Annotated in this window: 7 protein-coding genes; 3 read left to right on the top strand and 4 right to left on the bottom strand. The window is 42.1% G+C overall.

Annotated features, from left to right (window positions below; all coding sequences use genetic code 11):
- The first annotated feature begins 9 nt into the window (after positions 1 to 9).
- Genes LJ658_RS15220 through LJ658_RS15210 form a run of 3 tightly spaced genes read left to right on the top strand, consistent with a single transcriptional unit; the run spans position 10 to position 3,788 of the window.
- Positions 10 to 1,668 (top strand): UxaA family hydrolase, encoded by a 1,659-nt coding sequence (locus LJ658_RS15220; RefSeq protein ID WP_230547384.1) that lies wholly within the window; start codon positions 10 to 12, stop codon positions 1,666 to 1,668.
- A gap of 10 nt (positions 1,669 to 1,678) precedes the next feature.
- Entirely contained in the window at positions 1,679 to 2,515 is an 837-nt protein-coding gene (locus LJ658_RS15215; RefSeq protein ID WP_230547383.1) for a fumarylacetoacetate hydrolase family protein, read from the top strand.
- Between the two features lie 34 nt (positions 2,516 to 2,549).
- Entirely contained in the window at positions 2,550 to 3,788 is a 1,239-nt protein-coding gene (locus LJ658_RS15210; RefSeq protein ID WP_230547382.1) for a DUF6786 family protein, read from the top strand.
- Positions 3,789 to 3,795: 7 nt separating this feature from the next.
- Here the strand turns inward: LJ658_RS15210 and LJ658_RS15205 are convergent, their stop codons facing one another.
- The 4 genes from LJ658_RS15205 to LJ658_RS15190 form a co-directional block, all read right to left on the bottom strand.
- Positions 3,796 to 4,674, bottom strand: coding sequence for an AraC family transcriptional regulator (locus LJ658_RS15205; RefSeq protein WP_230547381.1), 879 nt, complete (start codon positions 4,672 to 4,674; stop codon positions 3,796 to 3,798).
- A gap of 123 nt (positions 4,675 to 4,797) precedes the next feature.
- Complete coding sequence (locus tag LJ658_RS15200; RefSeq protein ID WP_230547380.1) at positions 4,798 to 7,524, bottom strand: PQQ-dependent sugar dehydrogenase; 2,727 nt, start codon at positions 7,522 to 7,524, stop codon at positions 4,798 to 4,800.
- A 148-nt stretch (positions 7,525 to 7,672) separates the two neighbouring features.
- On the bottom strand, positions 7,673 to 10,411 hold the full coding sequence (locus LJ658_RS15195) for an outer membrane beta-barrel protein (protein ID WP_230547379.1): 2,739 nt from the start codon (positions 10,409 to 10,411) through the stop codon (positions 7,673 to 7,675).
- A gap of 142 nt (positions 10,412 to 10,553) precedes the next feature.
- The gene (locus tag LJ658_RS15190) at positions 10,554 to 13,268 is read right to left on the bottom strand and encodes a TonB-dependent receptor (protein WP_230547378.1); all 2,715 of its coding nucleotides are present in this window, start codon (positions 13,266 to 13,268) and stop codon (positions 10,554 to 10,556) included.
- Between the last annotated feature and the right edge of the window lie 182 nt (positions 13,269 to 13,450).

Below are 13,450 nucleotides of genomic sequence, written 5' to 3'. Positions count from 1 at the left end.
TTTATAAATATGCGAGCCAGAACATTAAAAATACATCCTAAAGATAATATAGAGGTAGCGCTCAGTGATTTAAAGGCGGGAGAGATCATACGCTCAGGCGATAAAAGCGTTACGCTTTTAAACGACATTGCCGCCAAACATAAATTTGCACTGCAGGACTTTAATATCGGCGACGAAATCGTCATGTATGGTGTATTGGTAGGCAAAGCAATGCTGCCGGTTAAAACCGGCGAGATCATCACCACGAAAAATATAAAACACGCTTCCGGCGATTATCAGTTGGGTGAGCGTAAAACCAATTGGTTAATACCCGATACTTCGGCATGGAAAAACAGGACCTTTATGGGTTATCATCGTGCTGACGGATCGGTTGGGGTGGCTAATTATTGGCTGGTTATCCCGCTGGTGTTTTGCGAAAACAGAAATGTGCAGGTAATACAGGAGGCCTTTGTAAAAGAGCTGGGTTACCAGAATGATGTTTCAGCGGAACGGGACCAGGTTAAGCAGCTCATAAAATTATATCGCTCAGGAAAAAAAGCCAGCGATATATTGGCGGCTGATCTCGATATCGATGCCGCTGTAGCAACCGAAGAGGAAAAGATCTTCCCTAATGTTGACGGCATTAAATTCTTAAACCATTCGTTAGGATGCGCAGGCATAAAAGAGGATACCCGCGACCTTTGTGGCTTATTGGCCGGTTATATCACCCATGCCAACGTAGCAGGTGCAACGGTGCTGAGCCTGGGTTGCCAGAACGCCCAGATAGATATGCTAAAAGATGAAATTTTTAAGCGCGATCCCGGCTTTTCAAAACCATTATATACATTAGAACAACAACAAATAGGTAACGAGTCTGACCTGCTTAAACTGGCGGTAAAACAAACCTTCGCCGGGTTGATCCAGGCTAATGAGCTTACCCGCCAGCCGGCGCCGCTAAGCAAATTATGTGTAGGGTTGGAGTGTGGTGGTTCCGACGGGTTTTCGGGCATATCTGCCAATCCTTCTTTGGGCCACGCATCAGATCTGATTGTAGAGCTGGGCGGCTCCGTTATTTTAGCTGAGTTCCCGGAGTTATGCGGAGTAGAACAAGAGTTAAGCGACCGTTGTGTTGACGACGAGACAGCGTCAAGGTTTATCTACCTTATGCGTTCCTATCATGATAAAGCAAAAGCTTTGGGCTCGGGATTTGAATCTAATCCTTCGGCCGGAAATGTGCGGGACGGATTGATTACCGATGCCATTAAGTCGGCAGGCGCGGCAAAAAAAGGAGGGACCTCGCCGGTAACCGACGTGTTGGATTATCCCGAAAAAGTGAGGAAGCAGGGCCTTACCCTGTTATGCACTCCCGGAAGTGACGTTGAGTCAACCACCGCCGAAGTTGGCGCGGGTGCTACGATAGTAATTTTTACCACCGGGTTAGGAACGCCGACAGGTAATCCTATTGCACCGGTGGTTAAGGTATCAACCAGTACTAAATTATATCAAAAAATGACCGACATTATTGATATCGATGCTGGTACAGTGATCAGCGGCGAAGAAAGTATCAATGAGGCCGGTGAGCGCATTCTCGAACAAATTATCCGCATTGCCAGCGGCGAAGAAAAAGCCAAGGCGGTAACTTCCGGACATGACGATTTTATACCCTGGAAAAGAGGGATCTCCCTTTAAATTTAACTCAATGAAATTATTTAGAACAAAAAAAGGTATTTTTCTGCAGCATGATTCAGCTGTTTATCAGCTGGAGCAGCAATGGGACGAGATTGTAAACCGGGATGGCCTCTATAACTATTTATCAGGCCTGATCAAAATAGCCACCAAATTTAACGGCGGCGACTGGCAACATGATTTGTTGCCGCCCATAGCAAACCAGGAAGTTTGGGCAGCCGGTGTTACTTACCTGCAAAGCAGGGATGCCCGGGTAGAAGAATCACAAACATCTGGCGGCTCTGACCTGTATAATAGAGTATATGATGCCGAGCGGCCCGAGCTGTTTTTTAAATCGACACCACAGCGCGTGGTTGGTCATTTGCAAGAGGTAAGCATCCGTAAAGATTCCGGCTGGAACGTGCCCGAACCAGAGTTGACCCTGTTTATCAATACCGATGGCAACATACAGGGCTATACGGTTGGCAATGACATGAGCTCGCGCAGTATTGAGGGCGAAAATGCCTTATATCTGCCGCAGGCGAAAACTTATGATAAAAGTGCGGCAATAGGGCCGTGCCTGGCCGTAATGGCCGAACCGATAAGTAACGAGACTATTATCAGTATCGTCATCAAACGAAATCAACAGACGGTTTATACAGATAAAACACCGCTTTCAAGAATGAAGCGGTCATTAGAGGAGTTGGCCGGCTTTTTATTCAGGGAACTGACATTTCCTAACGGTGTATATTTAATGACGGGTACATGCCTGGTGCCGCCAAATGATTTTACATTACAGCCGCTTGATGTTGTTGAGATTTCTATTGATGGGATAGGAACGCTTATTAATACCATAGCATATAATAAGTAATACTAATTTAATTATAAACTTATAAATTGAGAAGATGAGTATTAAATTGAACCATGCCTTAATTATAATTACGGCAACTTTATCCTCATGCCAGATGAGTGGTAAAAAAGAAGCAGCTGCTACCGATTCAGCCGGGAAGTATGTACAAGGCACCTATGGCTATGATCTGGATTTTTTAAAGAAGAATGACAGCGTCTTTATATTAACAAATACCGGCGGAAGTTCGCAGGTTGTTGTATCCGCAAAATACCAGGGCAAGGTATTTACTTCAACGGCAGATGGGTTAAAAGGAAGAAGCTTTGGCTGGATCAATTACAAAACTTTTAAGGCAGATACCGATTCGCACATGAACGCTTACGGCAGCGAGAACCGTTTATGGCTGGGCCCCGAGGGTGGTAAATATTCGCTTTTCTTTAAGCCGGGTACAAAAATGGAATTTCCATACTGGCACACACCCAAAGCTTTTGATACCGAGGCGTGGAAAGTAATTACCGCCAACGCGAAAAAAGTAATGCTGACTAAAGACATGGACCTGCAAAACTATGCGGGTACGCAGCTCAAAATTAAGGTCGACCGTGATATCAGCATCCTTGAAAATGCAGCTATCGAGATTGAATTGGGGATAAAAATAGATGATAAAATCAAAGCAGTAGGCTTTCAGGCTGATAATGCTTTAACCAATAACGGCAGTTTTGAATGGGATACCAAAACCGGGGTTCCTTGTATGTGGAACCTGGATATGTTTACCCCGTCTCCTAAAGTGGTGATCATTATACCTTATAATGATGCCGCTACAGCCAAAATTGCCACTACAGATTATTTCGGACAGATACCTGCCGACCGTATCGTATTTAAAAACAACATCCTGTTCTTTAAGGCCGACGGCAAATCCCGCGGAAAGCTTGGGATCACGCCAAAAAGGGCCATGCCAGTGATTGGAAGCTATGATGCCGAAAATAATGTTTTGACAATAGCCAAATTTGACGTTGATAATAAAGGCCTTTATTTAAATCAGGAATGGCGGACAGACAGGGAGCCATTGAGTGGCGACGCAGTTAATGCTTATAATGATGGCCCGTTGGCTAACGGCAGCCAGATGGGCCCCTTTTATGAAATTGAAAGTGTGTCGCCTGCGGCCTTTTTAAAACCCGGCGGCGTTATGCATCATCGGCACCAGGTATATCATTTTATTGGTGATAAAGCGTCTTTAAATAATATTGCTCAAAAGGTATTAGGCGTTTCGTTGGCTGATGCAGAGTCTGTTTTTAAATAGCAAAGCGCTACAAATGCAATACGTGCACAGTATAAGATTTTGCGTATTGCAGCGGTGTTATTTTAAGCAGCGATTTAAATTGCCTGTTAAAATTTGACAGGTTATTGAATCCGCATTCATAACAGATCTGCGATACCGATTTTTGGTTCTCGATCAGTAATTTGCAGGCATAGCCGATACGTATCTCCAATAAAAACTGCCAATAGGTTTTAAGGGTGCGGGTTTTAAAGTAGCGGCAAAAGGAGTTAGGGCTCAGGCTTGCAGCTTCGGCCGCTTCTTTAATGGAAATATTGTTTTTAAAGTTATTGAAGGTATAAGTATAGATCAGGTTTATTTTGTCGGTGGTGGTTAAGTCGTAGGTTTTGTTAAAGCCAGGCGTAGCTAATAATTCATACTCCCCGCTACGGCTTATCACATCCAATATCCCCAGTAAAAACTCAATACGCTTGGAACCCGTTACGTGCAGGTTTTTTTCCATAGCATCTATAACGGTAGTTTTGGTAGCGCCGGTTATTTTAAGTCCGCGTTTGGCAAGGTCAAGCATTTCTTTGATCAGCCTTAGCTCGGGCAGTTGCATAAAAGCATTTCCCCAAAAATCTTCCCTGAAATGTATAGCAATAGCTTCAATATTAAGGGTTGGTATATTTTTGAAATAGATAGAATCGCTGCGCCACATATGTGGCAGGTTTGAGCCCAGTAAAATAAGGTCGCTATCCTCAAAAGGCGCCATGCTATCGCCAACGAGCCTTACACCTGTTCCTTTCCTGACAAAAGTAAGCTCAATTTCAGGGTGATAATGCCAATGGTTATACAGGAAAGGGTAGATGTCCTCCCTTATACTAAAGGAGTTGTTTCCGCTGTCAACTTTTCTTAAAATAGGTTTCATAACCTTCTGTCTCTTATTTTATTTATCACCGGGATGAAGCAGTTGTGGCAGCCACAACTCAGAAAACGAGTTTTCAGCGCCGTTCCCGGCAGATGAATAATCGCATTAATAAATGAGTTGCGATTAAAACTTATCAAAACTCACCCAGTCAACACTGATCTCGCCACGCGTGGATCTTTTGTTTTTAGTGAATACAAAATAAAGATCGTGTTTGCCTTGCGGATCAGTTACCGGCGTGCTTTGCCGGGTAAATTGTTTTTGATCAGCGGCAGCAGTAAAGTTTAAGGTGCTGATTACCTGCCCGTCCGGAGAATCAATATGCACTTCGATAGTACCGTTTAAATTCTTTGACAGGTAGCTGTAAGTAAGCTGCACGATATTTTTAAGATCGACATTTTTCAATCCAAAGTAAGCTTTATTATCAGTTGCGTAAACTGCTTTTTCGCGTTTGTCGATATTGTCAAATATATCCGCACTTTCTGCCTGCACTTTAGCAGGACGCAGTACTATAGATTCGGTTGTGGTAAGCGGGGTTATGGCGCCACCTTTATCCGTATATGATGCGGTTAAAATATATCTGCCTTCGTTATTGTTAGCCACGTGATCTTTTAAAGTGATATTTCCCTGGCGCGGCAAACTGGCGGTAGATTTTGCTTCATTTAACGTTAAAATGTATTTTACTATTTCTGATGCGTCATCTTTACTTAACTGGGGATGCGCGCTCATTGCATGTTCTCCCCATACGCCCCCACCTCCTTTTATAATTTTAACGGCCAGCATATCAACCGCTTTTTTGTTGCCGGCATAGCGTTTAGCCACCTCAATAAATGGCGGTCCAAGCACTCTGGTATAAATCTGGTGGCAGGCTTTGCAATCGCTTTTAGCCATTAGCGCTTTGCCATAGTTATAGGTAGGCGCAATTTCCTGGTGCCCGGTAAGGTTTTGGTTATTTTCAACCCTGGCTATGTAGTTAATACCTATTTTAACCCTTTTAGGGTCAATGGTTTTATCTTCACGGTCCTTTATAGCCACCTTATAGTCAAATGTTTGTTCGCCCGGAAAAAAGAAACTGCTGTTGGCGCTGGTGCTGATAGCGACTTGCGGCGGGGTATTACCCACCTTGATTACCTTAGTATCCGTTGAGCTTTTTCCACCTGCATCGGTAACTTTTAAAGTTATTTTATATACGCCGTTTTTTAGGAACGTATAAACCGGATTTTCAGCGGTTGAAATAACCGTTTTATCGTTTAATAACCATTTATAGCTCAGTTTATCATCCGCATCATAATCAAAGCTTTTTTGATTCAGTACCACTTTATAAGGTTTTAAACCGATGGTGTCCCGGGTGGCTATTTTAGCAACAGGGGCGCGGTTGCCGGCATTGTAATCAACGCGTACCAGTCTGGCATCCGGATTATCCAGCCCATAGGCAGAGCCGTACTCCAGTATATAGAACGACCCTTCAGGGCCAAATTTTATATCAATGGGTCTTCTAAAATCACCGTTGGTCTCCATCAACTGATCCAGGCCCGTATAATTCTGGTTTTCATCCATCCGTACACCAAATATCCAGTTGCGCATGTAATCGCCCACAAACAGGACCTTATCATAATATTCAGGGAATTTGGTGTTTGATTTAAGGGCGGGGTTATAGTGATATACCGGCCCGCCAATGATGCAACGGCCGCCTTTCCCTAATACCGGGAACTCCGGTGAAACATCATAGGGGAACCACACCATCGCCTTTTGGGCCGGAGGTAGAATTTTTAGCCCGGTATTATTGGGCGACAGGTTCTCTGGTGCGTTAACATCAAAAAGATCGCCCACAATTTGGGTTTTAAAATCGTATTTGGTGTAGGGTTTATTATCGCCTACAAAAAATGGCCAGCCAAAGTTGCCGGCTTTTTTGGCCTGGTTGATCTCATCATAACCACGGGGGCCCTGTTTACCGTCGGTGCCGGCATCGGGGCCAACTTCGCCCCAATATAAAATAGAGGTTTCCGGATCAACAGAGATGCGGTAGGGGTTGCGGCAACCCATAACATAGATTTCGGGAAGGGTGTTTAATGTGCGCTTTTTGAAAAGGTTGCCATCAGGTATGGTATAGGTTCCGTTTGCCTCCGGATGAATGCGCAGTATTTTACCACGCAGGTCATTGGTATTACCTGCTGACCGTTCCGCGTCAAAAGTAGTCCGGCCCGGTCGCATATCAATAGGGGCGTAGCCTTCCGACTCAAACGGCACGGTATTATCTCCTGTTGAGAGGTATAGGTTTTTATACTTATCCCATGCCAGTGACCCGCCGGAATGTGCGCTTACCTCTGCATCCAGCGGCACATCTAATAATACTTTTTCTGACTGAAGATCAAGAACGCTGTTTTTACTGATGACGAAACGCGACAACCGATTTTTATAAGCATCTCCAACCTGCGTTGAGTAATAAAAATAGATATAATTATTGGTGCGGAAATCAGGGTCGATGGTCATGCCCAGCATGCCCTGCAATATTTTCTCAACAGCTTTAACCGGGAACTTATAAATCAGCGTGGTTTTATTATCTGCGGGATTATAAACATAAAAGTTGCCAGCGCGCTCTATAAAAAATACCCGCATGTCCGGCGCTATAGCCAGTTGCATAGGCTCGTTAAGATCATTTGATAAAACGGTTTTAACGAAACGGTTATCTTCCGGTTTTTTTATAGCAGCTGATTTCGGTTGTTTTATAGCCGTTGGTTTTTTAAAACGAACCGGCGTGCCGGGCCGGCCGGCGTTAAAAGCAAATAGTATCACCGAAATACAAACAGCAGCGCATAGCGTTAAACTGGTTTTAAAGTATTTTAATTTACGCATGAAAAGGGTTTTTGATGGTTATCAGACTATTACCTTCGGTTTTCTTTTACAATTCTACTATTTTACCCCTTAACATTGATTAAAATGACCGTAATATTTTCAATAGATAAAACCGGATTTAATATTACAGCGCTGTTCTATAAAAAAACTACTTAGACTTAAATGAATTTAACTTATACTGGTAACCGATTAAGAAATAACGTTTCAATATTTGCTGCTCGACATTGGTGATCGAATTATTTCCCGCATAGCGGTATACTGACGTGTTTTGATCAAAGAGATCATATACAGACAATTTTAACTGCCCGCGGTTTTGTTTTAACATGGTAAGCGTTACCGCCAGGTTAACAACGTTGGACGATTTTGAGAAACCGCTTGCTGCCTGGGGATTATAATCATACTGATATTGGGCATCAAAAATAAAATGATTAGGCAATGTTACCGTGGCGACAGTTAATACCCGTTGCCTTACCGTATTAACTGCGGCGTAATTAACACCGCTATATCTTGACAAAGCTGCATTAATAAAATAGGTGGTATTTAAGTTAATAACAGACTTATAATTTAGGCCGATACTTTCACTACCTGTTAAATATATATTAGCCTGCATGCCCTGATCCCCGTTAAAGAAAAATGCCTGTCGTGAATAACGGCTAAAAAAACGCGGATTTAAACTAAGCTGCCATTTTTGAGTTTTTTTAAATTGTTTGTTTACCGAAATATTCAAATTGCCAGACCAACTGACATCTTTATTTTCGTAGATTGAAGTTATAAAGCCATTATCATCTTTTGTTGATGATTGTACTATATTGTTGCTTATATAATTAACCCCCGCATTGATGTTGGTATAAATTTGCTTGTCGCGATTATTGCCATAATAATTGAAATATAAATAATGCTCATGCATCGGCACTAAATTAGGATTGCCGCTTAAGGTTTCAACCGGGCTTATTTGCCGGGTTATTGGCTGCAGTTGATACATTTCGGCATGGGACAGGTATTCATAATAGTTAATATTGAAGTTTTGCCCGTTAAGCCTGAATACCGGGAAAACCCGGTAATAATTGGCGTTTATATTTTTAATACTGGTATTAAATTTATAGCTTATGTATTGGATCTCGAGGTCGGCACCAACCTTTAATGTCGTTTTTTTATTGATATCATAACTAAACGTGTTTTTTACATTTTGTATAAACATATATTTTTCCAGGTCATTGCTTTGGTCGCTTAAAAACTGGTCGTATATGCCGGTTGCTATATTCTTGTCGTAGGTGGACAGTGTACTTGCCTGCGCCCGATATCTGCTGTTTACAAAAAACTCGTGAGTTATTTTTTTGCTGATAGGGGTATTTAATGTCAAATACACACCCGCTAACTGAGAGGTTGAGTTATTATCAATGTACCGGTCTAATACAGACGAGTTTATGGCTGTTATATACGAAGTTAAATTATTGTAGTTATAATTATCCGCCCCCGTTTTCTTTAAATCCAATGATTCCCCGAGGGTGAAGGATGCGCCTTGTTTCTTCAATTTCCGGTAATACATAAAATCATTATAAAACTGGTTGCTGGTGCCTTTGCTTGAAGTGTTGGTTAACAAATCAGTTATCCTGGGAGTTTGGGTATTAGAAGTATTGGTTGTGCCATTACCAAAGTTACTTAGCGGCGCAATACTGCCTCTTGCACTAAACCGAACGCGTTTTATCGTATCCGGAACCCAATCTATTAAGGTACTTACAGTATGGTTTTGTTGTTTAACCTGTGATATATTGGAGGTAAAGGTGTTTAGCGTTGTTTGATCAAGCGCTTGTTGATTAAATGCTTTGGTGTTGTAATCCTTTATAGAATTTGAGTAGAAATACATCAGGTTGGTCTTCAGCTTCTTCCCATAATCATTATTGATATTAAAGCCGCCCGAGAATATTTTTTCCATCCCCCCATATCCGGCACCGCCGAATGTACCGTCATATTGCTGATTACCTCCTGACCGGTTGAACCCGCCCATTGAATAGAGTTCGCTTGATGAAAAGCCGGTCTTGTTTAGGTTGTTAGCCAGGCCTATCAAACTAATTTGCAGCGTGTCCCTGAAAGTGCTGACTATGCCGCCGGCTTCATACCGGCCCCTGGTACCACCGCCGGCATACACCTTGCCAATAGTACTCTTTTTTATTTTACTCTTCATGATCAAATTAATGATCTTACCAACTTCAATTTCTGTTAGTTTATGATCCGGGTCTTCCTCGCGGTCATCATAAACCTGTATTTTATCAACCAGGTCGGCATCCAGGTTTTTGGTGCCTACCGTAGGGTCTGACCCAAAAAAACGTTTACCGCCAATTAATAACTTACTTACTGCCTGGCCATTAACCAATATAGATCCGTCAACATTTACCTGCACCCCCGGTAGTAGTTTTAACAGATCCTCAACAACGGCATTAGGCCTGGTTTTAAAGGCTTCGGTATTAAATTCTAACGTATCCTTCTTTATCACCACCGGCGATCTTTCGCCTTTTACGGTTACTTCATTTAAAATCCTGGTCGTTAAAAATATTGATCCCGTATTTTTGATTTCGCTGGGTTTGAATACCAATAGCTTTCTGAAGGTAGTATAACCCATTGTTGATATGATCAATTTGGTTTCCACATCGGCCGGAAGGCCCGAGAGTTTAAAAGAGCCGTCTTTCTGAGTTAATGTGTAAGAGATCAGGGAGGTGTCTTTGGCATTAACAATAGCAACGGTGGCATATTCTATCGGTGACCGGGAAATCGAGTCCAAAATATTTCCCCTTACAGATGCCTTGTTTTGTGCCAAAGCAGTTGACGAAAATAATACCAGGGTAATAAAAGCAAGGATTTTGCTCAGGTAAAAAACAGAGGCAGTGCGCATTAGTGGTTAAGGTTTAGTCAATGGTAGTTGTGATATTTGTTAAAAGTATATAAAGGAAATGAAATATCAACCTTTTCAAATGTTAAATAAACGGGAACATTTAATATGAACAGGATACACTGAACCCTTGACAGTCACCTGGTTACTTTGATTTAAATATGTTTAATTTATACTGATAAGTAAGCATGAAATACCGTTTTAATATTTGGTGTTCGGAAGTAGTTATAGAGTTTATGTAAGCATATCTGTATACCGCAACACTTTGATCAAGCAGATCATAGACCGATAATTTCAATTGCCCCCGGTCTTTTTTAAACATCATAAAGGTGACAGCCAGGTCGACTAAATTTGATGATCTCGGAAAACCCTCTGCAACCTGCGGATTATAGTTGTAACCATATTTTGCATCAAAAATCATCCTGGCCGGCCACCGCACCGTGACATCGGTACCAACGGTATGCCTTAATGTATTAACCGAGGGATAGTTAACACGGCCGTAACGGGTGATATTCTCGTTAATATTATAATTAGTATTGAAGCTTATAACAGCGTTATAATTAAAATTGATATTTTGCTTTAAGTTAAAAGAGTAATTAGATCGGGTTCCCTCATCTCCGTTAAAAAAGAAACTGCCGTGGTCTGCATTACCGCTGAAATTGGTGTTCAAGCCTATTTGCCACTTCTGTGTTTTTTTAAATTGTTTACCCCAGCTGCCACCAAAATATCCCCGCCAGCCGCCGTTTCTGTTTACATAGGTTTGGGTAATTGCGCCTACGGTGTCCCTTGTGGTGCTTTCAATTACATTATTGTTTTTTAAGGTTAAGCTGGAATACAAGTTAAAGTTAACCTGTTTGTCATAATTGTATTTATAATAACGGGCATAAATACTGCGCACGCGGCTGGGTTCTAAATTTGGATTTCCGGTTGATTTATATAACTGGTTATAGATGCGCGTAATAGGTTGCAGCTGGTAAATTTCCGGTTGATCAATTGACTCGCTGTAGTTAATCGAATATCCGTCGCCGCTCAGTTCAAACTCCGGGAAGAAGAAAAAATAATGGTTTGCAATATTAGCTACCGTGCTGTTGAACTGGTTATTGATATATTGAAACTCGCTGTTGAGGCCGGCCCGCGCGGTTAGCTTGTCGTTAAACTCATAGCTTAACTGGGGCCTAAGGTTTTGAACGAACCAGTAGCGCATCAATTTATTGCTTTGATCCGGCAAAAACTGATCATATAATCCTGATGTCGTGTTTTTATTGTAAAGCGAAACTTGCTGTAAGGTGGTCAGGTATCTGGAGTTTGAAAACAGTTCGGCACTTATTTTTTTGCTAAACCGGCGGCTATAAGTTTCTGAAATCCCGGCCGAGTTGTCGTGCCTGTTATTATCGCCCAACCGGTTAAGCACTTGCGATTGGATGTCAGCGGTATAAGAAACCAGGTTGTTGTAATCAAATTCGGTTGATCCGCTTTTATTTAAACTTAACGTGTGCGCCAGCCGGAAAGATTCGTCCTTCCGTTTAAGTTTGGTATAAAATGAAAACTCGTGCGAAAAGGTATTGTTAAAGCCTGATGTATTAGAACTATTAATACTTTCCGTAAGCCGCGGTGTTAGCGTGTTTGATGAATTCTCTGAGCTTGAGGTAACATCGCCGGATGGATTAAAATTTAGTTTAGGTTCATATTTAATGCGCCTTATCGTATCAGGCGCCCATTCAATAAGGCCGGTAATGTTGTGTTTCTGACTGTTTTGTGTGGTGTTATAATTAGATGTTGATTTAAGTACGGTTTGAGGGAGGGTTTGCTCATTAGTTGATTTGCTGTCATAATCCTGGCTGCTTTTGGTATAGAAATAAGACAGGTTCATTTTTAACTTTTTACCATAGTCATTATTGATGTTTAGCCCGCTTGAAATAACACGCTCAATGCCCCCCCAGCCATTGCCGCCAAATGTTCCGTCCCACACCTGGTTGCCGCCGGATCTGTTAAAGCCCCCCATGGTATATAACTCATCCTGAGAAAAACCTGTTTTGTTCAGGTTATTGGCTAAGCCGATCACGCTCACCTGGAGCGTATCCCTAAAGCTGCTAAGTATGCCGCCTGCTTCATACCTGTCGCGCGAGCCTATGCCGCCATAAATTTTGCCCAGCGTGCTTTTCTTGATTTTGCTTTTCATTTTAAGGTTGATGATCTTACTAACCTCAACGCTGTTTTTTTTATGATCCGGATCGTCATCGCGGTCATCATAAACCTGTATCTTATCAATCATATCGGCATCCAGGTTTTTGGTGGCCACCTTTGGATCAGATCCAAAGAAACGCTTGCCGTCAATCAATAATTTGCTGATCTCTTTACCGTTTACGGTTACCGTTCCGTCATAATCTACCTGTACGCCGGGCAGCAGCCTTAACAGGTCTTCAACAACGGCGTTTGGGCGCGTTTTAAACGCCTCCGTATTAAATTCAATCGTATCTTTTTTCATGACTACGGGCGTTCGCTCGCCTTTTATAACCACCTCTGTCAGTACCTTCCCGGTTAATAATACTTCCCCAATATCCTTAGTTTCGGCGGGCTTAAATACAAAGGTTCGCCTAACTGTATTGAAATTCATGATCGATATGATCAATTTTGTTTCGCGGCCCACGGGCAGGCCGGTTAGTTTGAACGACCCGTCTTTTTGGGAGATGGTATAAGAAATAAGCGTGGTGTCTTTTTGATTTACGATGGCTACCGTGGCATGTTCCACCGGCTTTTTTGAAACAGAATCTAACAGGATACCTTTAATTGATGCTTTATTTTGCGCAAATACGGCTGATGACAACAACAGCAGGTAAAAAAATACAAGAAGTTTTTTCATAGGTGGTAACGTGCCGGGGGGCACGCGGTGACAGGGTTTAGTAAGTATTCGGTTGTGATAACAGGCTAAAAGTATTTAATTACAGCCATACTTGCGCATATTTTTATGTTAAAAAAAGTTATGGAAATGTTAAAGTTCACGGTAACATTTTTAACATATTAACCTGCCCGCAGCAGGATTAT

This window comes from Mucilaginibacter sp. UR6-11 (assembly GCF_020880695.1).
Taxonomy (GTDB): Bacteria; Bacteroidota; Bacteroidia; order Sphingobacteriales; family Sphingobacteriaceae; genus Mucilaginibacter.
Note: the sequence above shows the minus strand (reverse complement) of the source record. Positions and strands in the feature narration are given on the sequence as shown.